The following is a 26,411-nucleotide window of genomic DNA, read 5'->3' as shown; positions in this document are numbered from 1 at the left end:
GGCCGCGTGCCCTCCAGTCCTCGCCCATACTGCGATCCCGGACGTACGTGCCCCGCTGCGGCACTGTGAAGACGTGCCACTCTTCACTCCACCTTTGTCGCCGGCGTGCGGGCCGGAAAGCTCGACACTGCCTGACCGTCGGGCGCAGCGGGTCCCACCGCCACCGGCCCTTCACCGGATCACCGGAAGCTCTTACGCAAGTGCGTGCCGCTGCGGCGGTGGCGGCAACAGCAGCGTGTGTGCCGTAGTACTTGTGGAGAGTCTCGAAGGCATGTCTGTTCTCACCTGGAGTCGTCGATGTCTGTTCGCCGTGTCGTCCCCAACATCCGGTCAGAGGCTGTGCACGAGAGCCGGGATTTCTATGGCCTGCTGGGCTTCGAGGAGGTCATGAACCACGGCTGGATCATGACGCTCGCCTCCGCGTCCAGTCCGACGGCACAGGTGAGTTTGATGACCGGCGACAAGACCGCGCCGGTCACCCCGGACATGAGTGTCGAAGTGGACGACGTCGATGCGGTCCATGCAGCCATGCAGGGCAGCGGTGCGGAGATCGTCCACCCTCTGCAGGATGAAGAGTGGGGCGTGCGGCGGTTCTTCGTCCGTGACCCCAACGGCCGCGTGATCAACGTGCTGGGCCACCTCTGACGCCGCCTCTGACGCCGCCTCCGCACGGTCACCACCACTCGTGGCTGTGTCCGACCAGCACCGTCGAGTGCCTCGCTCGGAACCCGATCCCCGGCGGCGATCCGGGTTAACCTATCGGCCAAGTCGGGGGGTTGGCCTCCGGCCAACGGAGGGAAGATCGTGGAACAGAACAGGCGGAACGGGCTCTCACGTCGCGGGCTGATCCGAGGCGGGCTGCTGGCAGTGGCGGCGTCCGGGGCGGCGGTGGTCGGCTTCGCAGGACCGGCGCACGCGGCCGTCGTCAACCTCGGCCTTGACCGGCAGGGTGCCAAGAGGGTCCAGCGGTGGACCCTCACCATGTACGGCTACAAGGGCGCGATCGACGGGCTGCTCGGGACCAACAGCTGGAAGGCGATGCAGCGCTGGCTGCGTAGCTGGCCCGGCCAGCCCTCTCCCTACAGGGGAGCCATAGACGGGATCGTGGGGCCCAAGACGATCGCGTCGCTCCAGGCCAACCTGAAGAAGTTCGAGGGCTACAAGGGTGCCATCGACGGCATCGCCGGACCGGGGACCAAGGCGGCGTTCTGGCGCAAGGCCTACTCCAACCCGCCCGTCTGACCGGCTGAGCATCGCTGAAGGCCCGACCCCTGGAATGGCGGTTTGGCGGTTTCTAGGGATCGGGCCTTGCGCGCTCGGGAGCGGGCGGTCGTGCGGGCGCCCGGACCGGTCGACGCCCCGGGCGGCCCGGTACCGGCGGGATCCGGGCCCGTGGGATCCGGGCCGGCGGGATCCGGGCCGGCGGGATCCGGGCCCGTGGGCGGTCTCCTCAGCCCGCCCATCTCCCCGTCAGGAACGTCAGCGCGACGAGCGTCGTCACCGGGGCGGCCACGCTCAGGTACGCCGCCCTGAACCACGGCCGCCGCAGACTCAGCGCCGCCAGCCCGATCCACAGCGGCCACCACAGCAGCGTCGCGCGCGGGATGGACGTGTACCAGTACGAGGTCCCCAGCGCCCACAGGCTCAGCGCGACGTACACCGCCTCCGGCCAGCGGCGGTACCGTACGAGCAGCGCGACCAGGGCCAGACCCACCAGCATCGCCGCCAGCTCCGCCTGGAACATGGCCGCGTAACCGGTCGTCTGTACGCCGTCGAACGCCGCGTTCCACGTGTTCGCCCACGCCTCCCACGGGGCGTGGAACGTGCGGTGCCAACCGCGTTCCTGTGCGTGCTTCCAGGCCATCCAGTCGCCGGTGTGCGCGTGCAGATACCAGCTGTACGCGGCCGGGGGCAGCGCCGGAAGCAGCGTCCAGCCCGCCGCCCGCCAGTCCCGGCGGGTCCGCGCGGACAGCACGAAGAGCAGGGCGACGGCGGCGGCGAGGAACAGGCCGCTGACGCGCACGGTCGTCGCCAGCGCCACCAGAACGGCGGCGAGCGCCCAGCGGTGCCGTACGGCGGCGAGCCAGGCGGGCAGGGCGAACGCGAGGAACAGCGCCTCCGTGTAGCCGAGGGCCAGGAACACCGCGCAGGGAGAGAGCAGGAAGAGGACGGCCGTACGGTGGCCCGCCCCGTCCTCCGGCAGATACGTCCGCGCGATACGGGCCAGGGCCACCACCGCCACCGCCCCCGCGACGAACGAGATCAGCAGCCCGGCCGCCGTCCAGTCCGGGACGACCGTGTGCACGGCACGGAGGAGGAAGGGGTAGCCCGGGAAGAACGCCTCCCGGTTGTCCCAGCCGCTCGTCCACGGACCCGTACCGGCGGGGAAGTAGCCCTCGCGCGCTATGTGGAGGTAGTGGTTCGCGTCCCAGTGCTGGAAGGGCGCGAGGACGGGCGCCGCCTCCCGCGTACCGGACTGGGCCGGGAACAGCCAGCGGGCGAAGTGGGCCGTGATCCACAGGGATATTCGGGTCAGGAGGTAGAGCCACAGCACGGACCGGTCGGCGGGGGTCAGACGGTCGGTCACCCGGCGGAACCGCCCCGCCCGGGGCTCGGGGCCGGGCTCGGGGCGCGTGGAGGACCGGGGCTCGGGCGGTGCGGGGCGGGAGTGGGGGTGGGAAGGCCGCAGCCCGGGGGACATCGTGGACAAGTTCAGGCACCTTTCGGGCACGCCTCGCGGACTCGACGAGGCATACGGGCCGCCCGGTGAAGCCGCCGGGACGCGGAAGGGGAAGGGTAGAGGAAGGGGAGCAGAGGAAGGGGAACGGGGAACCGCCGGTCCGTGTCAGGGCATCGACGTGGTCCCATCGGTCGCCGTCGCCGTCGCCGTCGTCGACGACGTCGCGGACGCGGACCACGACGGCGGCGGCCGCGTCGCGCTCGTACTCGTACTCGTACTCACGCTCGTGCTCGTGCTCGTGCTCGTGCTCGTGCTCGTGCTCGTGGGCGCTCCGCCCGGCGCGGTGGACCGGTCCACCGACCCCTGGGTCCCCAGGGTCTCCGCACCCCCCGGCAGCGTGTTGCCCGGCGTCGGAGGCAGTGACGGCGACTCCTTCGGCGGCCGGTCCGACGGTACAGGCGACGGGTAGCTGGGCGACGGACTCGTGGCCGGGGCGACCGGCCCCGGCCGCACCGGCAGCAGGCCGACCGCGACCGCGCCGCCCCCGCCGACGACCAGGCACACGCCCACGGCGGCCACGGCCATCCGCCGGCGCTGCGCCCGCATCCCGCGTTCGGTGATCCTCGACGCGGGCTCCGCGTCGGACCGGACCTGCCCGAACTCACCGGCCTCCCGGAACAGGGACCGCAACGGATCCCTCGAGCCCTGCTGTCCCGGCGAGCCCGGCTGGCCCTGCTGTCCCTGCGAGCCCTGCGAGCCCTGCCGACCCTGCGAATCCCGTGGGTCCCGCGGTTCAGACATCAGGAGCCTCCTCGATGCGGGGGTCCCGCAGACGGTGCGCGAGCGCCACCCGTCCACGGACCAGATGCGTCTTGATCGTGCTGGCGGAAAGCCCGGTCTCACCGGCGATCTGCTCGACCGTGAGGTCGCACAGGTAGTGCAGGGTCAGCGTCCGCCGCTGTTGCGGGGGCAGTTCCCGGAGCGCGTCGACCAGGACCACATGACCCGGGTCCGGCGGCTCCACGTAACCGGGTACACCGCTCCCCCGGCCCCAGGCGTCCGCCGACCGACGCCACACGCGCCAACGGCTCACCGCCAGCCGCCAGGCGACCGTACGGATCCACGCCTCGGGCTGCCCGTCGCGCTCCAGCCGGCCGCGCCGGACCCACGCCTTGACGAATGCTTCCTGCACGACGTCCTGCGCCTCCTGGAGGTCGCCGGTCATCACGTACAGCTGCCCCGTGAGACGCGCGACCGCCTGGGCGTAGAACTCTTCGAACTCCTCGACGGTCAAAAGTCGCTCCCGGATCTTTCGCTTCACCGGGTATACGCCCGCCGCAGGTCATCCGGTCGACACTACCCAGGAGGAACCGGGGGTGACGGTCGTCACAACGTCACAGCGGTTGAAGGGCGCGGCGCAGCGCGACGATCGCGGCCGGCCGGACATCGTGCCCGTGCTGTTCCATCCAGGCGAGCCACGCCTCGATGTCGTCGTCCATGTCGGGCTCCTCGCCCTTCCCGGTGTCGGTCGTCCGCTGCCGCAACCACGAGACGGCGCCCTCGCGCCGCTCCACTGCGTGAGGGGCCAGCTCGCCCACAGCCAGCACGAGTTGCTCCGCCGCCGACAGGGCGGGCTCGTCCTCGAACCGGGCCAGGAAGCAGCCGATGAGGTCGTCCGCCCGGTAGGTGGCCCGTGCGAGTACGGCGGCCACGCCGGCCCGGACGTCCTCGTCGCCTTCCACGTCGTCGGCGAGGAGCGGCAGCAGCGCGTCGACAGCCCGCTCCCAGGCGGCGGGCCAGGCGGCGGGTGCGGTGCGCCACCATCCGCCGGGCCCTGGCCCGGGTGCCGCGGCGCGGGCTTCGTTCCCGGCGCGGGCGAGAGCGGCGAGCGTCTCCAGGATCTGCGGACGCACCTTCACGGCCGGGTCCCGGACGGCCTCGACGAGGAACGGAAGCACCTCGGGCGCTGCGGGACGCACCGAACCGCCGTCGCCGCAGCACGAGAAGTGAAGGGCGATGTGGGCGTCATCGGCCGTTCGCAGATCGGGGGACCAGAGCCGCTCCAGCAGGTCCGGCCCGTACTGCCCCTCCGGCTTGGGGATGGCGGGGTCGACCACCTTCGTCCAGTCGACCTCCGCGGCGAACCGGGCCGTCAGCTCCGCACCCGAACTCGCACCCGCACTCGCGTCCTCTGGGTTCTTCATACCGCCCCCCGTTCCGCTTCGACCTCCCGAAGCTCAAGCCGTGAGATCCGAGCGCTCTTAACAAGGATGGGGTGGATGGGTCAGTTGTCCCACCCACCCACCCTGGCTGCGAAGTTGACAGTTTGTGATCGAGTTGCGACGCATGGTCGCCAGGCTCTAGCGTGCGGAGGACCTGGACATAAGAAGAAAGTCGACCCCCGCCGGTGCTCCAACACCGACAGGGGTCTGACCACCGAAGATCGCCGAAACTGAAAGAAACGATCCCCATGGCTGCCAGCCAGTTTAGTGATGCCCATCGCGCCCCGCGCGAGACCCCGCCCGTGAGCCCCCACCCCATGGCCAACCCCGGCTACGGCAAGCGCTCCGCCCTCGGCGAACGCCCCCGCACCGACCGGGACTTCGCCCACCTCCTCCCCCGCGACGCCGCCGTCGCCGCCTACATCGACCGGCTGCCCGACGGCTCCGACATCTCCGTGAAGACGCTCGCCAAGCACCTTCCGTACGGGCAGTGCGCCCTGCGCACCACCCTCAACCGGCTCCAGGACGCCGGGCACCTGCGGCGCGGCAGCGAGTGCGTGATCACCGACGAGGTCATGCTCTGGGTGACCCGGACCTTCTTCTCCCGCACCGCACGCGAGGACGACTGGTGGAACGCCTTCACCCGGGGTGACGCCCCGCCGGACGAGCCCCGGCGGCCGACCCGTTCGCGGGCGTTCATCCTGCTGGCAGCGCTCGGCCGGACCGCCCCCGCGCTGACGCTGTCCGCCGCCGACTGCGTACATCTGGAACCGCAGGTCAGCGAGTGGTTCGCGCGGGGTGCCACGGAGGCGGAGCTGCTGCACGCGCTCACCGGTGGGCTGCCGTCGCCCGTCCACTGCGCCGCCCGCCTCGTCGAACGGCGCCTGCGCGACAAGCTGCCGCCCGAGCGGATCCTGCCGGGGCCCCGGACCGTCCTGCGCACCCTGGAGTGCGGCGAGTGCGGGGCCCCCGGCAGCCCGGAAGCCCTGCGCGGGGGCCTCTGCCGACCGTGCCGGGGGCCGTCCCCCGAGCCGCCGGCGGGGCCGCCGGGGGCCGTGCAGCCGCCCGGCGTACGGGACCGGATGAACGCGGTCCGGGCGGGGCTCGTTCCGCGATCCGAGAGGACATACCGATGATGTCCGTCGAGGACTTCGAGGCGCTTGCCCGCACCTGCCCGGAGACCGTGACGCTTGAGCTCATCAACGGAAGACTGGAGGTCAAGCCCGTGCCGGACGGGGATCACGACGAGATCATCATGTGGGTTGCGATGCAGTGCACGCAGCAGCAGCCGGAACTGCGGCTGTACCGCGAACGCGGACTGCGGATCGGCGGAGACCGCAACGGCCGCGCCCGGCCGGACGGAACACTGGCCCGCGTGGGCCGCTTCTCCGGTGACGGCGAGTGGTCAAGCCCAGACCGCCTCCTCATGACCGTGGACGTGGCCTCCTGCGATGACAGCCACGAGAAGGCGTGCGGATACGCTGCGGCAGGCATCCCGTTGTGCCTCCTCATCGACCGCCGGTCCGGCGCTTTCGCCGTACGCAGCGAACCTGACACGGTCCGCTACCGGCGTCAGCGCCTGTACGACCTCGGCGAAGCCGTCCCGCTCCCCCACCCCGTCGGCATCACCCTGGACACCGAGGAGCTCAAGAACTACGCCCGCTGAAGCCTCACCGCGCGTCCGCCGCCAGCTGCGTCGTCGCCAGCTCCCGGTACAGGTCGTCCCCGGCGATCAGCTCCTCGTGCGTGCCCGCCGTGCGGACCCGGCCGTCCTCCAGGACCACGATGCGGTCCGCGTGGCGGACGGTGGACAGGCGGTGCGCGATGACCAGCACCGTGCTCCGCTCGGCGAGTTCGACGATCACGTCGCGCAGCGCCTGCTCGTTGACCGCGTCCAGCTGCGAGGTCACCTCGTCGAGGAGGAGCAGGCGGGGGCGGCGCAGCAGGGCGCGGGCGATGGCGATGCGCTGGCGTTCGCCGCCGGAGAGGGTGACGCCGCGGTGGCCCACCGCCGTGTCCAGACCGTCCGGCAGCCGGTCGACCAGGGTGTCCAGCCGGGTACGGGCCACCGCCTCCCGCAGCGCCTCGTCCCCGGCGTCCGGGGCGGCGAAGAGGAGGTTCTCGCGGAGCGTCCCGGCCAGGACCGGCGCGTCCTGTTCCACATACGCGAGCGATGCCCGCAGCTCGGCCAGCGGCCAGTCGCGGATGTCCCGGCCGGCGACGGTGATCGTGCCGCCGTCGTGGTCGTAGAACCGTTCCAGCAGGCTGAACACCGTCGACTTGCCCGCCCCGGACGGGCCCACCAGCGCGACGAGTCCGCCGGTCGGAACGTCGAACGTCACCCCCTTGTGGGCGGGGGCGCGCTCGTCCCCGTACCCGAACGTCACGTCCTGGAAGCTGACGCCGAACGGGGCGTCCTGGAAGGTGACGCCGAGCGGGGCGCCGTCCCTCGGTACGCCCCCGGAGCCCGTCGCCGGTTCGCCGGGCAGCGACTCGACCTCGTCGATCCTGCGCACCGCCGCGAGCCCGCTCTGGAGACCCGTCCAGCCCTCGACGAGGCCGCCGATCGGGCCCATCAGATAGAAGAGGTAGAGCAGGAACGCGATCAGCGACGAGATCTCCAGCGAGCCGGACGCGACCCGCGCGCCGCCCACGCCCAGCACCGCCAGGAACGCCAGCTGGATCGACATCATCATCGTGACGTCGGAGACCGACGACCACCGCGCCACCGAGACCCCCCGGTCGTGCGCGTGCCGGGCCGCCGCCGCGACGGCCGCTGTCTCCCGCTCCTCCGCCCCGCTCGCCTTGACCGTACGGAACGCCTGGAGCACCCGGTCCAGGGCCGCGCCCATCGCGCCCACGGACTCCTGGGCGCGGAGCTGGGCCCGCTGGATGCGCGGCATCAGCACGGACGTCACGGCTCCGATGCCGACGATCACCACCAGTGTCACGCCGAGCAGCGTCAGGTCCATGTACGCCATGAAGCCGATCGTTCCCAGCAGCATCAGCACGCTGTTGAACGACTCGACCAGGCCGCTGGAGAGGACCGTCCGCAGGAGGGTCGTGTCGCTGGTGACGCGCGACTGGAGGTCGCCGGGGGTGAGCCGGTCCACCTCCGGGACCTTCAACCTCATGATGCGGCCCACCAGTTGGTCGCGTGCGCGGAGGACGACGCCTTCTCCCGTACGGGACATGAGATAGCGCCCGTACGCGGAGAGACAGGCTCCGGCCAGCACGAGCGCGGTCAGCGCGACGAGCGGGCCCGCGGGTGAGCGGTCGGCGGCGAACGCGTCGACCGCGTGCTTCGCCATCAGCGGCATCGCGAGCCCGGCCGCGGACCCGGCGAGCGAGAGGAAGCCCGCGCGGACGAGGACGCCCCGGTGCGGACGGACCCGGGAGAGGAGGAGACGGAGGGGGGAGGGGCCCGGCCCGGTTTCCGCTACGGGCTTCCCGGAGGGGCCCGGCTCGGTGTCCTCGGCGGGCTCGGCGCTGTCGGCGGGCTTCCCCGCGGACCTCCCGGAGGGGCCCGGCCCGGTTTCCGCTACGGGCTTCCGTGCGGGCTTCCCGTGGGGCGCCCCCTCAGACGCCCCCTCAGACACCCCCTCGTGCGCGGCTTCCTCCGTCCCGGACGCGGGCGCCTCATCAGCCCCTCTGCCCGCCCCGGCCCCCGCCCCCGTCGCCGTCCCCGACACCGCGCTCATCCCGAACCCCTCCGCCTGCCGCCGCCGTCACCGTCACCACCATCAAGGGACGCAGATCCGCCGGTTCCGCCTGTTCCCCGACCGTACGGTCCCCCGCCTGCACCCAGGCATGCGGCGAGAACGGCGGGGCCGCCCGCACCCCCGCGCACCAGTCGGGCCAGGTCCCGGACATCCGGCAGGCCAGGGCGACGGCGACCGAGCGGGGCAGGCAGCCGTAACGGCCCGCGCAGCGGCGGCTGGTGGCGACGACCGCCTCGAACACCTCCAGCGTCTCCGCGTACGAGGCCGGGCGCGCGCCCCGGGAGCACCGGGCCAGCACCCGGCGCAGGCGTCCGGGCTTGAGGCGGGCCAGGACGAACGCGGCGGCGATCGCGGTGCGCAGCCGCAGACCGCCCGCTCCCGCGCCCCGGCGGGGCATCGCCATCTCGGTGGTCACGGGCGCAGGATCTTCGCCTCGACGAGCTGCCGGGTCAGCTCCGCCACGTCCGACTCCGCCTCGGCGCGTTCGACGTCGAACGCGGCGAGGATCCGCTCCACGGCGACCTCGGGGGTGTGTCCTGCGGCGAGGGTGTCGACGACGATGACGCTGGTGTCGTTCAACTGCCAGTAGCTGCCGTCCTTCTCGTCGAGGAGGACACCGCCGTACTCGGTGGTCGTGACGGCGATGCCTTTTCTGAGCTTCACAGGGATGCCTCGCTGGTCGTGGAGGTGCGGTGGGGTGATGCCGGCCAGGCGTTCCCGGCCGTGCGGAGCCAGGTCTCTCCGGCCACGGTCGGAGAGATGGAATGTTCGGCCAGGACCGGGGAGAAGGGCTCGGCGGCGAGCCGGAGCAGGCTGCGGGAGTCGACCAGGCCACGCTCGGCGAGGCGGGAACCCGTCCACAACTCAGCCAGTTCCGGGGCGTGTTCGCTCAGGCCCTGGTGTTCGTCGGAGGACATGTGGTCCTTCGTCGTCCGGGCCGGCAGCGCGTCCGGCACCACCCCGCGCATCGCCTCGGCGAGCAGCGGTTTGTAGCGCCAGGGGCTGATCCGCTCCGGCAGCCGTACGGCGAGGGTCGCTTCCAGGATCCGGTCGTCGTAGAACGGCGCGGCGACCGGCAGCCCGATCGTCATGCCGACGTCCTCCATCGCCTGGAAGTGCCGGGCCCCCATCCGTACGGCGTCGATGTCCACATGCCGCCCGCGCCAGGGGTCGATCGGCTCCGCGTGCTCGGCGGCGGCCCGGAACTCCTCGGTGATCAGGGCGCATCCGTGCTCGGTGAACCAGGGCCGCAGGGACTGCCGTACGCCCCAGGAGAGCAGCGGGGTCCGGGCGACGGGCTGGGGCCGGGTGCTGACCGCGCCCGCGATCCAGCGGGGGAACGCGGAGCGGTCCAGCAGGGCCTTCACCGTGGGCAGGAGAGGCCAGCCGAGCTGGTGGCGCAGGCCGCTGAGGTGGTTCCAGGCGGTGAGGGGGTTGCCGTGGAAGAGGTCCTGGTAGGCGTGGGGCAGACCGAGGAAGAGTTCGTCGCCGCCGTAGCCGGTGAGGTGGTAGCGGGAGCCGGTGGCGTGGGCGCGGCTCAGGAGCAGGTGCGCGCGGGCGCGGCCGGGGGCCACGGGGAGCGGTTCGTCGTTCAGCTCCGCCGCGCAGGAGGCGAGGTCGGCGTAGAAGTAGGGGGCTTCGGCGGCGGGGACGACGTGGTGGTCCAGGGCGGTGGTTCCCGGAGTGCTCCGGTTCGCCGCCTCGACCGCCCGCCGCGCCCACGTCTCGTCCTCGCTGTAGCGGTCCCGGGCGGCCACCGTCAGCAGGGACAGCGCCGCCGGGCCGGTCTCCCGGGCGGCGAAGGTGAGGGCCGTGGAGTCCATGCCGCCGGAGAGCTCGCAGCTGATCCGGTCCACGCCGCCGACATGGGCCCGTACGGAGGCGGCGACGGCCGCGCCAACTCTTCGGGCCCCCTCGGACAGGGAGAGTTCGCCGGGCGGCGGCTCCCACCAGCGGTACTCCGTGGGGCCGGGGACGGCGGCCGTGCCCGGTGCTGCGACGGGCAGGGCCAGGCCGTACCCGGCACCGGTCTCGTACACGCCGCGCCACACGACGCGGCGGCTCAGGGGATGCGGCACGAAGTCGAGCAGGCGCAGGGCGAGCGCGCCGTCGTCCAAGGGCGCGTCGATCAGTCGGGCCAGGGCCGCGGGGCGGTCGGAGGCGATGGTTCCGGCCTCCGGGTGCCGGGCGTGGTAGATCCGGCGCAGCCCGGAGGCGGTGCCCCGGATCCACGTCTCCCCGGAGAGCCGGGCGACGACGTGGTACAGACCGGGCAGCCGGGCCAGGCGGCGTTCCAGCCCGGCCCGGTCCCGGGCGCCCTCCAGGAGCCCGGGACCGGGCCGGGCTCCTGGAGGGCGCCCGGGACCGGGCCGGGCCGATGAGGACGAGGGCGTCCGCGCCCCGGGCGAGATGGCTGACCTCGCGGAACAGCGGGCGGGCGACCACCCAGGGCCGGCCCGACGGATGGGCGACGGTCAGGGCGCCACCCGCCCGCGGGTCCGGCCCGGTCGCTCCCCGTGCGGGAAGCCGCCCGGCCACCGCCGCTCCCGCCACGCTGTCCGGCAGGACGACGAAGTAGTCACGCGGCTGGCCGGGCATCTTCACCTTTCGGAAGTTCTCACACAGTGCACAGTGCACAGGGGGCTGGGGGCTGAGGGCAGGGGCAAGGGGACAGGGGCAGGGGACAGACCGGCGGATCAGATGATGCGCCGGGTCCAGTACTCCTTGTACGAGCCGACGAAGTAGCCGGCGGTCTTCTTCGAAAAGTCGCCCTGCTTGAACAGCGACGGCTTCACATAAGCCTTCTTCTGCTGCTTCATGACACCTTCCCTTCTGTGCGGTTGACGACCGTTGTGCCCAACTGGCTTCTGCACAACTGACGTTATTCATGCGACTGGTGTTCATGATGTGAACACCAGAACCATCATGTCCCGCTGTCGATCCGGTACGCATGATTCCGACTTACCGTGCGAAGTTGGCTGGATAGCGCGAGCGGCGAGGCCAGCGGCGGGCCGTTCCGGGGTGCCTCCACCGGGGGCCCGGGGCACCGGCCGGTCGCCCTGCGCAGTCGCACACCGCTGAGGTACCGGCGAGCGGCGGACTGGACTCATGGCCGAATACGGTCACCCCCGCATCGCACGGTTCCAGTGAAAGGTGACGGGGTATCGGGAGACCGCTGGTGACAGGTAACAGGTCACACCGGAAACGCCACAGGGGCGGCACCCCCCGTGAAGGAGATACCGCCCCTGTGGGACGCACTGTGACGTACGGGAACGTACGCCGGACTTTCGATCAGCCGGAGGGCACCCGGGAGAACCCGGGGCCTCCGTGGCGGATCAGAAGTCCATGTCACCGCCCGGCATGCCGCCCGGGGCGGCCGCGCCGGCCTTCTCGGGCTTGTCGGCGATGACGGCCTCGGTGGTGAGGAAGAGCGCGGCGATGGACGCGGCGTTCTGCAGAGCGGAGCGCGTGACCTTCGCCGGGTCGATAATGCCCTCGGCGATCATGTCGACGTACTCGCCGGTCGCGGCGTTGAGGCCGTGACCGATCGGCAGGTTGCGGACCTTCTCCACGACGACGCCACCCTCAAGACCACCGTTGACGGCGATCTGCTTGAGCGGGGCCTCCAGCGCGAGCTTCACGGCGTTGGCGCCGGTCGCCTCGTCGCCCGTGAGGTCGAGCTTCTCGAAGACGGCCGAGGCCTGGAGCAGAGCCACGCCACCACCGGCGACGATGCCCTCCTCGACGGCGGCCTTGGCGTTGCGCACCGCGTCCTCGATGCGGTGCTTGCGCTCCTTGAGCTCCACCTCGGTGGCGGCGCCGGCCTTGATGACGGCCACGCCGCCGGCCAGCTTCGCCAGACGCTCCTGGAGCTTCTCGCGGTCGTAGTCCGAGTCGGAGTTCTCGATCTCGGCACGGATCTGGTTGACGCGACCCTGAACCTGGTCGCTGTCACCGGCACCGTCGACGATCGTGGTCTCGTCCTTGGTGATGACGACCTTGCGGGCACGGCCGAGCAGGTCCAGGCCGGCGTTCTCCAGCTTGAGACCGACCTCCTCGGAGATCACGGTGCCACCGGTGAGGATGGCGATGTCCGCGAGCATGGCCTTGCGGCGGTCGCCGAAGCCCGGAGCCTTGACGGCGACGGACTTGAACGTGCCCTTGATCTTGTTGACGACCAGGGTGGAGAGCGCCTCGCCCTCGACGTCCTCGGCGATGATCAGCAGCGGCTTGCCCGACTGCATGACCTTCTCCAGCAGCGGGATGAGGTCCTTGACGCTGGCGATCTTCGAGTTGACGATCAGGATGTACGGGTCGTCGAGCGACGCCTCCATACGCTCCATGTCGGTCGCGAAGTACGCCGAGATGTAGCCCTTGTCGAAGCGCATACCCTCGGTGAGCTCAAGCTCCAGACCGAAGGTCTGGGACTCCTCGACGGTGATGACGCCTTCCTTGCCGACCTTGTCCATCGCCTCGGCGATCTTGGCGCCGATCTCGGTGTCGGCGGCGGAGATGGAGGCGGTCGAAGCGATCTGCTCCTTGGTCTCCACGTCCTTGGCCTGCTCCAGCAGAGCGGCGGAGACGGCCTCGACGGCCTTCTCGATGCCCCGCTTGAGGGCCATCGGGTTGGCGCCTGCGGCGACGTTGCGCAGACCCTCGCGGACGAGAGCCTGAGCCAGAACGGTGGCGGTGGTCGTACCGTCGCCGGCGACGTCGTCCGTCTTCTTGGCGACCTCCTTGACCAGCTCCGCACCGATCTTCTCGTACGGGTCCTCGAGCTCGATCTCCTTGGCGATGGAAACACCATCGTTGGTGATCGTGGGCGCGCCCCACTTCTTCTCGAGGACGACGTTACGGCCCTTGGGGCCGAGGGTGACCTTGACGGCGTCGGCGAGCTGGTTCATCCCGCGCTCGAGACCGCGCCGTGCCTCCTCGTCGAACGCGATGATCTTGGCCATGTGAAGTGGTCCTCCCGGACAGGGGTGGATTTCTCCGGACCGAGAGGCGCCCGCGACGGACGGCCTGCCTGCGTGGTGGTTCCTTGCCCCACCACACCTGCGGGCCTCACCGGCCCGGTCCAAGTTTCTGTCACTCTCACCTGGAGAGTGCTAACGCCAATGATTAGCACTCGACCCCTGCGAGTGCAAGCGTCCCCGGTCGGATGTGGACAGCGGCGCGCCCCGGATGCGGACAGCGGCGCGCCTCGGACGTGGACAGCGGCGCGCTCCCCGGCCGGGGTCGCCCGGACGCACGCAGGGCCCGATCCCCTGATCCGGGGGCCGGGCCCTGCGTGCGTGCGTAGTGCCGTCGGACGACCGCGCCGAGCTCAGCCGACGGCGAGCTTGACCATGTCGGCCTGGGGCCCCTTCTGGCCCTGCGAGATCTCGAATTCAACTCGCTGACCCTCTTCGAGGGTGCGGTACCCGTCCATCTGGATCGCGCTGTAGTGGACGAAAACATCCGCACCACCGTCGACCGCGATGAAGCCGTACCCCTTCTCCGCGTTGAACCACTTGACGGTGCCCTGAGCCATGCCTAACTCCCCTATTACTGGCCCTTGCACGGGACCGCACTTCGCGGCCCCGGGTCGGAACTCACCCCCCGACAGGAGAGGGGTGCGCGGCGCCGCAGCGCGTCGACCGCGGCCGAATGTATCCGCCCAACTGCCCTCTGCAACAGGTCAATCGGACGAGAATTCTCGACGCAGAAGAACACGCGAATATGCGGGTTTGCTGAGATTACGGGCAAGTCGGGCCAGGCAAAGGGCACTTATGCCACAAGAGGTTCGCGCACTTTGGCTGCTTCTTATCGGAACCGGGCGCATTCTCATATGCGGGCGGCACGGGCAGCGGGTGGGGCTTCCCCAACTGTACCGTGCTCAACCATGCAGAATTGCCCCCTCCGCTTCTCTCGCGGAGGGGGCAACTGTGGTCACACAGAGGTGCGGTGGGGGCCGCCGCGGAGCGGCCCCGGGCGGTTCAGCAGCCGCCGGCGACCGCGGGGATGATCGAGACGCCCGCGCCGTCCGGCGTGGCCGCGTCCAGGCCGCCCTCGAAGCGCACGTCGTCGTCGTTGACGTACACGTTGACGAAGCGGCGCAGCTTGCCCTGGTCGTCCAGGACGCGGGCCGCGATGCCCGGGTGGTCCTTCTCCAGGGACTCGATGACCTCGGAGAGCCTGGCGCCCTCCGCCGGGACCTCGGCCTGGCCGCCCGTGTACGTACGGAGGATGGTGGGGATGCGGACCTTGACGCTCATGGTGGTGCCCTTCTTCCTTCGTTCTTGGGGTGGTCAGGCGGAGGCGAGGCCCGCGGTGCGGAACGCGTCCAGGCTCGGCTTGATGGTGGCCGTGGCCTGCGAGGTCGCGGCGACCGCGTCGAGCGTCTTGAGCCCGTCGCCGGTGTTCAGGACGACCGTGGTGAGCGTCGGGTCGATGACACCCGCCTCGATCAGCTTCTTCGTCACGCCGAGCGTCACACCGCCCGCCGTCTCGCCGAAGATGCCCTCGGTACGGGCCAGCAGCTTGATCGCGTCGACGACCTGCTCGTCGTTCACGTCCTCCACCGCGCCGCCGGTGCGGCGGGCGATGTCCAGGACGTACGGGCCGTCCGCCGGGTTGCCGATGGCCAGCGACTTGGCGATGGTGTTCGGCTTCTGGGGCCGTACGACGTCGTGACCGGCCTTGAAGGCGGCGGAGACCGGGGAGCAGCCCTCGGCCTGGGCGCCGAAGATCCTGTACGGCCTGTCCTCGACGAGTCCGAGCTTGATCAGCTCCTGGAAGCCCTTGTCGATCTTCGTGAGCTGGGAGCCGGACGCGATCGGGATGACGATCTGGTCGGGCAGCCGCCAGCCGAGCTGCTCGCAGATCTCGTACGCCAGCGTCTTGGAGCCCTCGCCGTAGTACGGGCGGAGGTTGACGTTGACGAAGCCCCAGCCCTCGCCGAGCGGGTCGCCGATGAGCTCGGAGCAGAAGCGGTTGACGTCGTCGTAGTTGCCCTCGATGCCGACCAGCTCACCGCCGTACACCGCGGCCATGACGACCTTGCCCTGCTCCAGGTCGTGCGGGATGAACACGCAGGAGCGCAGCCCGGCGCGGGCGGCGGCGGCGCCGACGGCTCCGGCCAGATTGCCCGTGGAGGAGCAGGAGAGGGTGGTGAAACCGAAGGCGCGGGCGGCCTCGACGGCGATCGCGACGACGCGGTCCTTGAAGGAGTGCGTCGGGTTGCCGGAGTCGTCCTTCACGTACAGGCCGCCGGTGACGCCCAGCTCACGGGCCAGGTTGTCGGCCTTGACGAGCTTGGTGAAGCCGGGGTTGATGTTGGGCTTCTCCGCGACGTCGGCGGGCACCGGCAGCAGCGGGGCGTAACGCCAGATGTTGTCCGGGCCGGCCTCGATGCGCTTCCTCAGCTCCTCCGGGGAGCCGGTGGGCAGGTCGTAGGCCACTTCCAGCGGCCCGAAACAGGACGCACAGGCGAAAAGGGGACCGAGCTCGAAACGCTCGCCGCACTCGCGGCAGGAAAGCGCTGCGGCGGGACCGAGATCAACGGCCGAGGCGGAAACCGGGGCGGAAGCCGAGGCAGAAGCCCGGGCGGAGGAAGAAGCGGTGTTACCCGCGTCCGAAGAAGCGGTGTTACCTGCAACGGTCGGAACAGCCATGATGGCGGAGGCCCTTTCTCCTCATCTTCCTTGCGACGCATTTCGCCACAAGACGGAATTGGCACCTTCCCCACCGTGACCTCGCGGTCGGCGGGAGGGTTGCCGGGACTTCAACGGGCCGTTCCCTCAGTCCCTCTGGATGAGCTCTATGGCACTGGATCTTCGATCCAGGCGTTTATGCGCGATCCGACCCCGACATGCGACGGCCATACGCGTTGTTCAAGACTGTAACCGAAGCATCGGACCGTTGAGATAGTCGTCCGAACCGCGAGATGGATCACATACAGGGAGTGCCGACCGTGCTCGAAGAGGTGGAACGCTGGCTGACCAGGCGTTCCTGGTCGTCCGGCGACCGCCCGCTGAACCGGCTCACCGACGCCCGGGACGCCGATCCGCGCGGCACGTCCGTGAGCGTGGTGCTGCCCGCGCTGAACGAGGAGGCCACGGTCGGGGCGATCGTGTCGACGATCCGCCGGGAGCTGATGGAGAAGGTCCGGCTCGTCGACGAACTCGTGGTGATCGACTCCGGCTCGACCGACGCCACCGCCGCCGTGGCACGGGCGGCGGGCGCCCGGGTGGTGCACCGGGACGCGATCCTGCCCCGGATCCCGGCCCTGCCCGGCAAGGGCGAGGTGCTGTGGCGGTCGCTCCTGGTGACCAGCGGCGAGATCGTCTGCTTCGTGGACGCCGACCTCAAGGACTTCTCGGCGGACTTCGTCTCGGGGACGGTCGGGCCGCTGCTCACCGACCCGGCCGTCCAGTTCGTCAAGGCGATGTACGACCGCCCGTTCGGCGACACCGCAGGCCAGGGCGGCCGGGTCACCGAACTGGTGGCACGCCCGCTGCTCAATCTGCACTGGCCGCAGCTGGCCGGATTCGTGCAGCCGCTGGGCGGCGAGTACGCGGTGCGGCGGTCCCTGCTGGAGCGGCTGCCGTTCCCGGTCGGTTACGGAGTGGAGCTGGGCCTGCTGGTGGACGCGCTGCACACGGTGGGCCTGGACGCGCTGGGCCAGGTCGACGTCGGTGTGCGCAAGCACCGTCACCAGGACGGGCAGGCGCTGGGCCGGATGGCGGCGGCGATCTACCGCACGGCGCAGCTGCGGCTCTCCCGGGGCCATCTGGTGCGGCCCGCGCTGACCCAGTTCGAACGCGGCGAGGACGGCTTCGTGCCCCGCACCCATGCGGTGGACACCGAGGAACGGCCGCCGATGCGGGAGATCGCGGAGTACGCGGAGCGCCACGCGGCGTAGGAGCGGCGGAGCGCGGGGACCCCGGAGGCGTTTGACGGCTTCCCGAACGGGCTAGGTTCCGCTACATGGTCTCCGAGCACGCCGAAACCGCCGCCACCACCGCCACCGCCCAGGTCCTCGTCGCGTCCAACCGGGGCCCCGTCTCGTACACGCTCGGCGAGGACGGGACGCTCGACGCCAAGCGCGGCGGGGGCGGTCTCGTCTCCGGGCTGAGCGCCGTCGAGGACAAGCTGTGGGTCTGCGCGGCCCTCGGCGACGGCGACCGCGAGGCGGTCCGGCGCGGGGTCGGCGAGGCGGGTGTGCGGATGCTCGACATCGACGCCGGGATCCACGCCGACGCGTACAACGGCATCGCGAACTCGGTGCTGTGGTTCGTCCACCACCTGCTCTACCAGACGCCCGTCGAGCCGGTCTTCGACGCCGAGTTCCGCCGCCGGTGGGCCTCCTACGAGACGTACAACCGTGCCTTCTCGCGGGCGCTCGCCGAGGAGGCGGGCCCCGGGGCAGCGGTCCTCGTCCAGGACTACCACCTGGCCCTGGTCCCCGGGATGCTCCGAGAGCTGCGCCCGGATCTCAGGATCGGCCACTTCTCGCACACCCCGTGGGCGCCCGTCGACTACTTCCGGCTGCTGCCCGACGACATCGCGGAGCAGTTGCTGCGCGGCATCCTCGGCGCGGACCGGGCCGCGTTCCTGACCCGGCGCTGGGCGGACGCGTTCATCGGCTGCTGTACGGAGATCCTCGGCGGGACGGGCCACACCCGGATCGGGGTGCACGGGCTCGGGGCCGACGCGGACTTCCTGCGCCGGCGCTCGCAGGAGCCGGACGTCCTGGAGCGGATGGCGGCGCTGCGGGAGCAGGTGGGCGAGGGCCGCAAGACCATCGTGCGGGTGGACCGCACGGAGCTGTCCAAGAACATCGTGCGCGGCCTGCACGCCTACCGGGCCCTGCTGGACGCCCACCCGGAATGGCGCGAGCGCGTCGTGCACGTCGCCTTCGCCTACCCCTCCCGGCAGGATCTCGCCGTCTACCGGGACTACACGGCGGCGGTGCAGTCCCTGGCCACGGAGATCAACGGGGCGTACGGCACGGAGAGCTGGACGCCGGTCGTCCTCCACGTCAAGGACGACTTCGCCCGCTCACTGGCCGCGTACCGGCTGGCGGACGTGGCGCTGGTGAACCCGATCCGCGACGGGATGAACCTGGTCGCCAAGGAGGTCCCCGTCGTCTCCGACCACGGCTGCGCGCTGGTGCTGTCGCGGGAAGCGGGGGCGTACGAGGAGCTGGGCGAGGATGCGATCGTGGTGAACCCGTACGACGTGACGGGCACGGCGGAGGCCCTGCACGAGGCGCTGACGATGAGCGGTGACGAACGCTCCGGCCGTACGAAGCGGCTGGCCGAGGCGGCGACGGCGCTGCCGCCCCAGCAGTGGTTCCTGGACCAGCTGGAGGCGCTGCGGCGGGAGTGAGGCCGCACGCGCTGGGCGGCTGAGGCATCGCGGGGGGGCGGGCGTCCTGCCGGGCGCCCTCCGCCTACAGTCGCTCGGCCAGGGCCGTCAGGAACTACAGCCGCTCGGCCAACGCCCTCAGGAACTACAGCCGCTCGGCCAGGGCCGCCAGGAAGTCCACCACCGCGGCCGGGCCCGGCACCGACAGGTCCGCGCGTTCGGACAGTTCGGGCACCTCGGCGCTGCCGCTGCACACCAGGAGTCCGGGGACGCCGTCCGGGCCCTCGGTCCGCAGCTTCTCCACGGCGGCGAACGCGGCGAGGTCCCCGAGGTCGTCGCCCGCGTAGATCACGGACTCGGCGTCCCGATCGGCGACGAACGTGGCGAGCGCGACGCCCTTGTCCATGCCGGGTGGGCGCAACTCCAGGACCAGGCGGCCCGGTTCGACGATCAGCCCGTGCTTGGCGGCCAGCTCACCGAGGGGTCCGCGCAGCGTCTCGAAGGCCGCCTGTGGATCCTCCGCGCGCCGGGTGTGGACGGCGACGGCCTGGCCCTTCTCCTCGATCCAGGTGCCGTGCCGGGCATCGAACTCGCCCAGTACGCCGGGGAGTTCCGCACGCACCGCGGTCACCCCCGGGTGCGGGGCGGGAGCGTGGACGGTACCGGTCGCGGCGTCCCAGCGCTCGGCGCCGTAGTGCCCGAGCACCACGAGGTGCTCCAGCCCGGGAACGCCCGCGAAGCCTCCGTAACGCACCGCGACGCCCGCCGGCCGGCCGGTGATCACCGCGATGGCGGCGACCTTCGGCGCGAGCGCGGCGAGCGCGGTCACGGTGCCGGGGTGGGCGCGGGCCTGCTCCGGGTCCGGGACGATGTCGGCGAGCGTGCCGTCGAAGTCGAGGGCGACGACCGCGCGGTCGGGCCGGGCGAGAACGGCGGCGAGCCCCTCGCGGCCGGCCGGGGTGGTCGGGGTCGGCAGGTGTGCGGAGTGGCTGCCCATGGGGGCGAGCCTAAGCCCTGGACGGGCTGATCACGAGCGTTCCCGGGCCGGCGACGACTGCGCAGGGACGCCGGCACCGGTCCGACGACGACTACTCACGGGCGCCCGCGAGTTCGACCGGCCGGGTCCGCAGGGCGAGCGGGGCGGAGCACCACGAGGTCGCGGACCTGGCCGGAGGCGGCCATGACCAGCGCGTCGGCCAGGGCGGTCCCCGTACAGGATGGAGTGGAGCGATGCCGAGGATCACCCGTAGCCGGTCCCTGTGGTCGCCCGTCCCCGGGCTGTTCGCGGCCAACCATGCGGGCCGGGTCGCCACCCGCGTACCGGTGGCGGATCCGGCGGTACACGGTGCGGGCGCGGCGGTGCTCGCGGTCCGGCGGCACGCGGTGCGGCGATGCTCGCGGTCCGGCGGTGCTCGCGGTCAGGCGGTGCGCGGTCCGGCGGTGCGCGCGGTGCACCGGGCGCGGTCCGGCGGTGCGCGGCAATGCGCGCGGTCAGGCGGTGCTCGCGGTGCGGCGGCGACGGCCCTGCGGTGACCGCCCGTCCCATCCCTCCTCTCCCTCCCCGCCCGGCTCGCTTGACAGCCATTCCCCCACAAGACCATGATTCCATTAATTGACTCATGGAATCGAGGTGAGGCGCGTGGCAGACACGAGCACCCCGAACGCGACGTCCGGCAGCTGGGCACTGGAAGCCCGCGGCCTCGGCAAGCGCTACCGGCGCGGCTGGGCGCTGCGCGACTGCTCCTTCCGGATCCCGGCCGGCCGCATCTGCGGTCTGGTCGGCCCGAACGGGGCCGGCAAGAGCACCCTGCTCCGGCTGGCGACCCGGCAGGTGCAGCCGACGACCGGCGAACTGCGGGTCTTCGGCGTACCCGTCGACGACCCCGCCGTGATGCCCGGATTCGCGTTCCTCGGGCAGGACAAGCCACTGTTCAAGCGGTTCACCGTGGCCGAGACCCTGCGCCTGGGCGCCGAGCTGAATCCCGGCTGGGACACGGTGGCGGCGGAGCGGATCGTCCGCTCCGGCAACGTCCCCCTGCATGCCCGGGTCGGCACGCTCTCCGGCGGCCAGCGCACCCGCGTGGCCTTCGCGCTCGCCTTCGGCAAGCGGCCCGACCTGCTGCTCCTCGACGAGCCGATGTCGGACCTCGACCCGCTGGCCCGCGACGAGATGAGCACGCTGCTGATGGCCGAGGCCGTCGAGCGCGGCACCACGGTGGTGATGTCCTCGCACATGCTGACCGAGCTGGAGGACATGTGCGACTACCTGCTCGTCGTCGCCGAGGGCCGGATCCGGATGGCCGGTGACGCGGACGCGCTGGTTCCGGCCCACTCCCTGGTCACCGGGGTGACCCGCGACGGCGCGCTGCCGCCCGCGCTCGCCGAGCACACGGTCATCGAAACCCGCCTCCAGGGACGGCAGTTCCAGGCGATGATCCGGCCGAAGGAACCGCTCCCGGCCGACTGGGAGAGCGTCGACCCCTCCCTGGAGGAAGTCCTCCTCGCCCATCTCCGCTCCCCGGACGCGCCCTCCCTCTACACCCAGGGCGCCCGCGTCGAGGCCGAAGGGACCCAGGCCGCATGAGCACCACCCTCACCGAGAAGCCCACCACGCCCGAACCCGAACCCGGCCCCCGCCGACGCCTGTTGCACGGCCTGCCCTGGCTGGTCGTACGCCAGCACCGCACCGCGCTGGTCTGCGTCCTCGGCCTCACCCTGCTGTGCGCGGCCCTGATCGTGTACGAGCGCCACGAGATGGTCCAGCTGCTCGACGCGAAGGGCTGGCCGGAGAAGAGCGCCGGTGACCCGCTCCAGAACGACCGGGGTTACGGCTACATCACCTCCGTCCTCGGCGGCCTCCCCCTGATCCTCGCCGTCTTCATCGGCGCCCCGCTGATCGCGGGCGACCAGGAGAACGGCACCGCGCAGCTCGTCACCACCCAGTCCGTCACCCGCCGCCAGTGGCTGATCGCCAAGCTGGGCCTGGCCTACACCCTCGCGCTGGTCTCCGGCCTGGTGCTCTCGGCCCTGTTCACCTGGTGGTGGAAGCCGTACCGCTCCGTCTTCCTCAGCGACTGGATCGACGGCGTGATCTTCGACAACACCGGGCCCGTCCTGCCCGCGTCGCTCCTCTTCCTCACCGCGGCGGGCGTCACCATCGGTGTCCTGGTCCGCCGGGTGCTCCCGGCGATGGTGGTCACGTTCCTCTTCACCGCCATGACCACCATGTACGTCTGGACCGAGCTGCGCGTACACCTCGGCTCCACGCGGATGTTCACATACCCGATGGACACCGAACTCCCCGCCCGCTTCGACGAGGCGTACGAGGTGGAACGCTGGGTCGGCAGTGCCGACGGGACGCTGTACGGCTGGGGTACCTGCGCCGAGGCGACCGAGAAGGCGCAGAACGCGTGCATCGAGGAGCACGGCATCGTCAACGACGTCATCGAGTACCTCGACTACAGCCAGATGGCCACGATGCAGTGGACCGCGGCAGGCCTCCTGCTCGCCGCAACGGCCCTGCTCACGGCGCTCACCCTGTGGCGGGTCTCGCGCCGCCCGCTGTAGGTAGCCCCTCTCCCCCTCCGTACCCTCTCCCCCTACGTAAAGTGTCGGCAATCGAGCGGAAGGTGAAGTCCGTGGTCGTGTTCCGCATCGACCGGCGCAGTGGAGTGGCGACCTATCTCCAGATAGTCCGGCAGGTCGAGCAGGCGCTGCGCATGGGCGCACTGGAGGAGGGCGACCGGCTGCCCACCGCGGCCCAGGTCGCCGCGACCACCAAGGTCAACCCGAACACCACCCTCAAGGCCTACCGCGAACTGGAACGGATGGGCCTCGCCGAGGTACGCCAGGGAGCGGGCACGTTCATCACCCGCTCCCTCGCCCAGCCCCAGTCCGGCCCCGGCTCCCCGCTGCGCGCCGCCCTCGACGACTGGCTGGACCGGGCCCGCGCCGAAGGCCTCACCGGGCAGGACGTCACGGCCCTGTTCCACGCGGCGTTCGAGAACGCGTATCCGGGCGAGACGCCGGACTGACGGGTCCTGCCTGACGGGCCCTGGCTGACGGGCCCTGGCTGACGCGCCTGGCTGACGCGCCTGGCTGACGAGTCGTGGACTGATGGACCCCGGGCTGACGGACCCCGGGCTGACGGACGGGCCGGGGATTCCCTTCGGTCAGGCGCGGTTGTAGCGGTAGCCGCTGCCGTGGGCGGGGCCGACATCGTGCAGGATGCCGGATCCGGAGACGGTGAAGAACGAGGGGTCGGTATCGCGGCACATACCGGTGGAACGGACCTTGTCCACGACGGCCGTACCGACGTTGATCCGCTTGCCGCCGTCCGCCACGGACGTCAGCTTCGCCGTGTACTCACAGTGCCCCGGACCCTGTACGTCGGAGACGAGGGTGACCGCGCTCTGCCCCGGCGACACCCGCCGGATGACCACGGTGTGGGGCTGGAGGGCGTCGTACTGCGAGGCGATGGACCAGGTCCCGACGAAGTGCTGCGGCACCCGGTTGTCCGGACGGGTGGGTTCCGGGTCCGGGGCGGGCGGCTTCGCGGCACCCCCGGAGCCGTCCGACCCGGACGAACCGGACCCGCTCTGCGCGCCGCCTCCGCCGGGAGCGGCAGCCCCCTCCTCGTCGGACGACCCCCCGCCGGAAGCGGAGCCGTCACCGCCGCCGGCGCCCTGGCCGCCGCCCGTGTCGCCCCCGCTCCCTCCGCCGCCGCCCTGGTCCTCCTTCCCCTCCTCCTTCTCCTTCTCCCCCTCCTTGTCCTTGTCCTTGTCCTTGTCCTTCTCGCTGTCCTTGTCGTCCTTGTCGTCCTTGTCGTCGCCCTCTCCGGAAGGCGAGGCCGTGGGGCCGGAGGGGGCGTCACTGGCGGCGGGCGGCGCGGCGGCCCCTCCGTCCCGGGCGTCGGCGGCACCACCGGAGTCGCGCTTGAGGAAGGCCGTGGTGCCCCCGGCGGCCAGAACGGCGACGACTACGGCCGCGACGATCCAGACCCGCCGACGGCGATGGCGGCGCCGGGCTCCGGCAGGCGCGGGGGTGGGAGCGGGCGCGGGGGTGAGAGCAGGCGCCGGCTCGGGCGTCGGGTCCGGCTTGTCGCCCTGCACCGATGCCGACCGCAGGTCGACCGTGCCGAGGTCACGAGGCGCGGGAACGGGAACGGCGGGAGGGGCAGGAGCGGCGGGAACGGCCACGGGCTCCGCACCCTCCGGTACGTCCTCGGCCTTCGGTACGTCCTTGTCCTTCGGCGCACCGCCAGCCTCTGGTACGTCCTTGGCCTTCGGTACGCCGCCAGCCCCCGGTACGTCCAGGCCGCCCGGCCCCTCCGCGCTCTCCCCGCTCTCCCCGGCCTCCGCGCTCTCCGGGCTCTCCGCGCCCTCCGGCACCTCCGCGTCGAGCAGCAGCGCCGACTGCTGCGCCAGCCGGGCCAGGAGCACCGGTGGCAGCCAGGCTCCGCGCGGAGCGGCCAAGGACGGCGAGGACGTCAGGCTCTCCAACAGGGCGTCCACACCCGGACGTTCGGTGGCGCTCTTGGTCAGGCAGCGTTCGATCAGCTCGCGCAAAGGGGCGTCCGTCACCGCGTCGAGGTCCGGCGGGGACTGGACGATCCGGAACATCACCGCGTGCTGGTTGCTCACACCGGCCCCGAACGGCAGACGCCCGGTGGCCGCGTACATCAGCACACAGCCGAGGGAGAAGACGTCCGCCCCGGCCCCGGTCTCCTCGCCGAGGATCTGCTCGGGCGCCATGAAACCGGGCGATCCGATGACCATGCCCGTACTGGTCAGCAAGGACTCCACGGAGACCTGGAGCGCACGGGCGATGCCGAAGTCGATGACGCGGGGGCCGTCGACGGTGAGCAGTACGTTGGACGGCTTCAGGTCCCGGTGGACGATCCCGGCGGCATGGATACCGCGCAGCGCTCTCAACAGCCCTTCGGCCAGGGCGTTCACCGACTCGGCCGGCAGCGGACCATGCTCCCGGACGGCCTGTTCGAGTGAGGGGCCGGGCACATAACCGGTGGCCACCCACGGCTGCGCGGCGTCCGCGTCGGCGTCCAGCACCGGGGCGGTGTAACGCCCGCCGACCCGGCGGGCCGACTCGATCTCCCGGCGGAAGCGGGCCCGGAACTCCCCGTTCGCGATGTGCTCCTCGTGCACCACCTTCACGGCCACCGTGCGCCCGCCCGCCGAGCGGGCCAGATACACCCGGCCCATCCCGCCCGCGCCGAGCCGGCCGAGCAGCGGATAGGGCCCGATCCGAGCCGGGTCACCGGCCGCGAGCGGCCGTATGCCCTCCATCGCCGTATACCGCCCGCTGTCCTTGCCCGTGCCCTCGCCCATGCCGCCCCGATCCCCCGATGGCCGTTTCCCCTACGGTCGTTCGCGTCGGCCGGAGCCGGTCGCGCCCGCCCAGGATAGGAGTTCCGCACACCCGCGCATCATGCGGATCCCGGCCGGAGTGCGGTCAGGGACGGCGCGAACCGTCGTCGGCGGAGTGCAGCCGGGCGAGGACGGACCGGACCAGGGGCTCGTGCTGGTCGACCAGGTAGAAGTGGCCTCCGGGCAGGACGTCCAGCTGGAAGCCGCCGGAGGCGACATCGGACCACGCCGACATGTCCTCCACCGAGGCGCCCGGGTCCTCGTCCCCGATGTACGCGTACACGGGGCAGCCGACCGGATCGGCGGCGCGCGGGCCGTAGGTCCCGACGATCGTGAAGTCGGCGCGGATAGCGGGCAGGACGATCTCCCGGAGGTCCGGGTCCCGGAGGACCGCTTCGTCGGTGCCGCCGAGCCGGCGCATCTCCGCGATCAGCGCTTCGTCACCCTGTTCGTGCAGGGCCCGCGGTGTCAGCCGGTGCGGCGGCCTGCGGCTCGATACGTGCAGGGCCGCCGGATGCCTTCCGTGCCGGTGCCCGAGGCGCAGCGCCACCTCGTGGGCGAGCGAGGCTCCCATGCTGTGCCCGAAGAGCGACAACGGCACGTCGTGGAACGGGAGGATCGCCTCGGTCACCCGGTCGGCCAGCTCCTCCATCGTCGTGATGCAGGGGTCGCCCAGCCGGTCGTGGCGACCGGGGTAGCGCGCGACGAGGACCTCCGTACCGCTGTCGAACGCGGTGCCCCAGGCGTGGAAGAAGCTGGCCGATCCGCCCGCGTGCGGCAGGACCAGCAGCCTGCGGCGGACGCCGGCCGTCGCGGGGTAGCGACGCAGCCAGCCGTCCGGGCTGACGTTCGCCGACGGTGCGATGCGGTGGGCGCCGACGTTCATCCGGTGATCCTTCGGGCTGTGAGAGACGCTGGGCGACGGGGCGTCGAGCGACGGCGAGTTGGACGACTGCGAGTTGAGAGACGGGGAGTTGAGAGACGGGGAGTCGGGCGGCGGGGAGTCGGGCGGCGGGGCACGCGTGGCGGAACGCGCCCTGCGGCAGGG

The 26,411-nt window shown here is 71.7% G+C and carries 24 protein-coding genes, 1 pseudogene and 1 riboswitch; of the genes and pseudogenes, 10 read left to right on the top strand and 15 right to left on the bottom strand.

From position 1 onward, the window contains the following. Positions 1-297 precede the first annotated feature (297 nt). Both ACGF2Y_RS17480 and ACGF2Y_RS17475 read left to right on the top strand, forming a co-directional pair. Positions 298-645, top strand: coding sequence for a VOC family protein (locus ACGF2Y_RS17480; RefSeq protein ID WP_392947846.1), 348 nt, complete (start codon positions 298-300; stop codon positions 643-645). A gap of 159 nt (positions 646-804) precedes the next feature. Beyond that, entirely contained in the window at positions 805-1,242 is a 438-nt protein-coding gene (locus ACGF2Y_RS17475) for a hypothetical protein (RefSeq protein ID WP_392947844.1), read from the top strand. Between the two features lie 208 nt (positions 1,243-1,450). Here ACGF2Y_RS17475 and ACGF2Y_RS17470 read toward each other — a convergent pair whose 3' ends face one another. After that, a complete protein-coding gene (locus tag ACGF2Y_RS17470; protein WP_392947841.1) occupies positions 1,451-2,710 on the bottom strand; it encodes a mannosyltransferase family protein in 1,260 nt (419 codons plus the stop codon). 148 nt (positions 2,711-2,858) lie between these two features. Between ACGF2Y_RS17470 and ACGF2Y_RS17465 the strand changes: the two genes are divergently transcribed. Then, a complete protein-coding gene (locus ACGF2Y_RS17465; protein WP_392947839.1) occupies positions 2,859-3,149 on the top strand; it encodes a hypothetical protein in 291 nt (96 codons plus the stop codon). Positions 3,150-3,473: 324 nt separating this feature from the next. Here ACGF2Y_RS17465 and ACGF2Y_RS17460 read toward each other — a convergent pair whose 3' ends face one another. Beyond that, complete coding sequence (locus ACGF2Y_RS17460) at positions 3,474-3,974, bottom strand: SigE family RNA polymerase sigma factor (protein ID WP_392947836.1); 501 nt, start codon at positions 3,972-3,974, stop codon at positions 3,474-3,476. A 100-nt stretch (positions 3,975-4,074) separates the two neighbouring features. After that, entirely contained in the window at positions 4,075-4,884 is an 810-nt protein-coding gene (locus ACGF2Y_RS17455) for a hypothetical protein (protein WP_392947833.1), read from the bottom strand. Between the two features lie 335 nt (positions 4,885-5,219). On the opposite strand from ACGF2Y_RS17455, the gene ACGF2Y_RS17450 reads away from it, so the two are divergent. Continuing rightward, positions 5,220-6,038, top strand: a complete 819-nt coding sequence (locus ACGF2Y_RS17450) for a hypothetical protein (RefSeq protein ID WP_392948204.1) — start codon at positions 5,220-5,222, stop codon at positions 6,036-6,038. Continuing rightward, entirely contained in the window at positions 6,035-6,568 is a 534-nt protein-coding gene (locus tag ACGF2Y_RS17445) for a Uma2 family endonuclease (protein WP_392947830.1), read from the top strand. The genes ACGF2Y_RS17450 and ACGF2Y_RS17445 overlap by 4 nt, the downstream gene beginning before the upstream one ends. A gap of 4 nt (positions 6,569-6,572) precedes the next feature. Here ACGF2Y_RS17445 and ACGF2Y_RS17440 read toward each other — a convergent pair whose 3' ends face one another. From ACGF2Y_RS17440 to thrC, 9 genes and pseudogenes are all read right to left on the bottom strand, one after another. Beyond that, complete coding sequence (locus tag ACGF2Y_RS17440) at positions 6,573-8,501, bottom strand: ABC transporter ATP-binding protein (RefSeq protein ID WP_392947827.1); 1,929 nt, start codon at positions 8,499-8,501, stop codon at positions 6,573-6,575. A gap of 43 nt (positions 8,502-8,544) precedes the next feature. Further along, positions 8,545-9,039 carry a lasso peptide biosynthesis B2 protein gene (locus ACGF2Y_RS17435; protein WP_392947825.1) on the bottom strand — a complete coding sequence of 165 codons (495 nt, stop codon included), beginning with the start codon at positions 9,037-9,039 and terminating at the stop codon, positions 8,545-8,547. Continuing rightward, positions 9,036-9,287, bottom strand: coding sequence for a lasso peptide biosynthesis PqqD family chaperone (locus ACGF2Y_RS17430; protein WP_392947823.1), 252 nt, complete (start codon positions 9,285-9,287; stop codon positions 9,036-9,038). Before ACGF2Y_RS17430 ends, ACGF2Y_RS17435 begins: the two co-directional genes overlap by 4 nt. After that, a pseudogene (locus tag ACGF2Y_RS17425) lies at positions 9,284-11,222 on the bottom strand (asparagine synthase-related protein). Before ACGF2Y_RS17425 ends, ACGF2Y_RS17430 begins: the two are co-directional and overlap by 4 nt. A 98-nt stretch (positions 11,223-11,320) precedes the next feature. Beyond that, positions 11,321-11,443, bottom strand: a complete 123-nt coding sequence (locus ACGF2Y_RS17420) for a keywimysin-related RiPP (protein ID WP_392947820.1) — start codon at positions 11,441-11,443, stop codon at positions 11,321-11,323. A 516-nt stretch (positions 11,444-11,959) separates the two neighbouring features. Next, positions 11,960-13,582: a chaperonin GroEL gene (groL, locus tag ACGF2Y_RS17415; RefSeq protein WP_392947817.1), complete on the bottom strand. Its 1,623-nt coding sequence runs from the start codon at positions 13,580-13,582 to the stop codon at positions 11,960-11,962. A 368-nt stretch (positions 13,583-13,950) separates the two neighbouring features. Further along, a complete protein-coding gene (locus tag ACGF2Y_RS17410; RefSeq protein ID WP_003967346.1) occupies positions 13,951-14,157 on the bottom strand; it encodes a cold-shock protein in 207 nt (68 codons plus the stop codon). A 445-nt stretch (positions 14,158-14,602) separates the two neighbouring features. Next, the gene (locus ACGF2Y_RS17405) at positions 14,603-14,881 is read right to left on the bottom strand and encodes a MoaD/ThiS family protein (protein ID WP_392947814.1); all 279 of its coding nucleotides are present in this window, start codon (positions 14,879-14,881) and stop codon (positions 14,603-14,605) included. A gap of 33 nt (positions 14,882-14,914) precedes the next feature. Next, entirely contained in the window at positions 14,915-16,279 is a 1,365-nt protein-coding gene (gene thrC, locus ACGF2Y_RS17400) for a threonine synthase (RefSeq protein ID WP_392947811.1), read from the bottom strand. Between the two features lie 18 nt (positions 16,280-16,297). Beyond that, positions 16,298-16,425: riboswitch (SAM riboswitch) on the bottom strand. Between the two features lie 153 nt (positions 16,426-16,578). Here thrC and ACGF2Y_RS17395 point away from each other — a divergent pair. Next, complete coding sequence (locus tag ACGF2Y_RS17395; RefSeq protein ID WP_392948201.1) at positions 16,579-17,529, top strand: glucosyl-3-phosphoglycerate synthase; 951 nt, start codon at positions 16,579-16,581, stop codon at positions 17,527-17,529. Positions 17,530-17,594: 65 nt separating this feature from the next. Continuing rightward, positions 17,595-18,998 (top strand): trehalose-6-phosphate synthase, encoded by a 1,404-nt coding sequence (locus ACGF2Y_RS17390; protein ID WP_392947808.1) that lies wholly within the window; start codon positions 17,595-17,597, stop codon positions 18,996-18,998. Positions 18,999-19,122: 124 nt separating this feature from the next. Here the strand turns inward: ACGF2Y_RS17390 and otsB are convergent, their stop codons facing one another. Further along, on the bottom strand, positions 19,123-19,974 hold the full coding sequence (gene otsB / locus ACGF2Y_RS17385; protein WP_392947806.1) for a trehalose-phosphatase: 852 nt from the start codon (positions 19,972-19,974) through the stop codon (positions 19,123-19,125). Between the two features lie 642 nt (positions 19,975-20,616). Here otsB and ACGF2Y_RS17380 point away from each other — a divergent pair. The 3 genes from ACGF2Y_RS17380 (at position 20,617) to ACGF2Y_RS17370 (ending at position 23,011) form a co-directional block, all read left to right on the top strand. Further along, on the top strand, positions 20,617-21,561 hold the full coding sequence (locus ACGF2Y_RS17380) for an ABC transporter ATP-binding protein (RefSeq protein ID WP_392947803.1): 945 nt from the start codon (positions 20,617-20,619) through the stop codon (positions 21,559-21,561). Continuing rightward, positions 21,558-22,544 carry an ABC transporter permease gene (locus ACGF2Y_RS17375; protein ID WP_392947800.1) on the top strand — a complete coding sequence of 329 codons (987 nt, stop codon included), beginning with the start codon at positions 21,558-21,560 and terminating at the stop codon, positions 22,542-22,544. Before ACGF2Y_RS17380 ends, ACGF2Y_RS17375 begins: the two co-directional genes overlap by 4 nt. Positions 22,545-22,606: 62 nt before the next feature. Further along, on the top strand, positions 22,607-23,011 hold the full coding sequence (locus ACGF2Y_RS17370; protein ID WP_392948198.1) for a GntR family transcriptional regulator: 405 nt from the start codon (positions 22,607-22,609) through the stop codon (positions 23,009-23,011). A gap of 138 nt (positions 23,012-23,149) precedes the next feature. Here ACGF2Y_RS17370 and ACGF2Y_RS17365 read toward each other — a convergent pair whose 3' ends face one another. Further along, positions 23,150-25,324, bottom strand: a complete 2,175-nt coding sequence (locus ACGF2Y_RS17365; RefSeq protein ID WP_392947797.1) for a serine/threonine-protein kinase — start codon at positions 25,322-25,324, stop codon at positions 23,150-23,152. 124 nt (positions 25,325-25,448) lie between these two features. Then, the gene (locus ACGF2Y_RS17360) at positions 25,449-26,249 is read right to left on the bottom strand and encodes a thioesterase II family protein (RefSeq protein WP_392947794.1); all 801 of its coding nucleotides are present in this window, start codon (positions 26,247-26,249) and stop codon (positions 25,449-25,451) included. Positions 26,250-26,411: the final 162 nt, after the last annotated feature.

This window comes from Streptomyces sp. NPDC048142 (genome assembly GCF_043202835.1).
Lineage (GTDB): Bacteria > Actinomycetota > Actinomycetes > Streptomycetales > Streptomycetaceae > Streptomyces.
The sequence above is the reverse complement of the archived record's forward strand: the minus strand, read 5'-3'. Positions and strand labels throughout refer to the sequence as shown.

Bases quoted from the DNA above. Each gene is read 5' to 3' on its own strand.
- ACGF2Y_RS17480 (WP_392947846.1), top strand. From the start codon at position 298: ATGTCTGTTCGCCGTGTCGTCCCCAACATCCGGTCAGAGGCTGTGCAC.
- ACGF2Y_RS17455 (WP_392947833.1), bottom strand. From the start codon at position 4,884: ATGAAGAACCCAGAGGACGCGAGTGCGGGTGCGAGTTCGGGTGCGGAG.
- ACGF2Y_RS17450 (WP_392948204.1), top strand. From the start codon at position 5,220: ATGGCCAACCCCGGCTACGGCAAGCGCTCCGCCCTCGGCGAACGCCCC.
- ACGF2Y_RS17445 (WP_392947830.1), top strand. From the start codon at position 6,035: ATGATGTCCGTCGAGGACTTCGAGGCGCTTGCCCGCACCTGCCCGGAG.
- ACGF2Y_RS17420 (WP_392947820.1), bottom strand. From the start codon at position 11,443: ATGAAGCAGCAGAAGAAGGCTTATGTGAAGCCGTCGCTGTTCAAGCAG.
- groL (WP_392947817.1), bottom strand. From the start codon at position 13,582: ATGGCCAAGATCATCGCGTTCGACGAGGAGGCACGGCGCGGTCTCGAG.
- ACGF2Y_RS17410 (WP_003967346.1), bottom strand. From the start codon at position 14,157: ATGGCTCAGGGCACCGTCAAGTGGTTCAACGCGGAGAAGGGGTACGGC.
- ACGF2Y_RS17405 (WP_392947814.1), bottom strand. From the start codon at position 14,881: ATGAGCGTCAAGGTCCGCATCCCCACCATCCTCCGTACGTACACGGGC.
- thrC (WP_392947811.1), bottom strand. From the start codon at position 16,279: ATGGCTGTTCCGACCGTTGCAGGTAACACCGCTTCTTCGGACGCGGGT.
- ACGF2Y_RS17390 (WP_392947808.1), top strand. From the start codon at position 17,595: ATGGTCTCCGAGCACGCCGAAACCGCCGCCACCACCGCCACCGCCCAG.
- otsB (WP_392947806.1), bottom strand. From the start codon at position 19,974: ATGGGCAGCCACTCCGCACACCTGCCGACCCCGACCACCCCGGCCGGC.
- ACGF2Y_RS17375 (WP_392947800.1), top strand. From the start codon at position 21,558: ATGAGCACCACCCTCACCGAGAAGCCCACCACGCCCGAACCCGAACCC.
- ACGF2Y_RS17365 (WP_392947797.1), bottom strand. From the start codon at position 25,324: ATGGGCGAGGGCACGGGCAAGGACAGCGGGCGGTATACGGCGATGGAG.
- ACGF2Y_RS17360 (WP_392947794.1), bottom strand. From the start codon at position 26,249: ATGAACGTCGGCGCCCACCGCATCGCACCGTCGGCGAACGTCAGCCCG.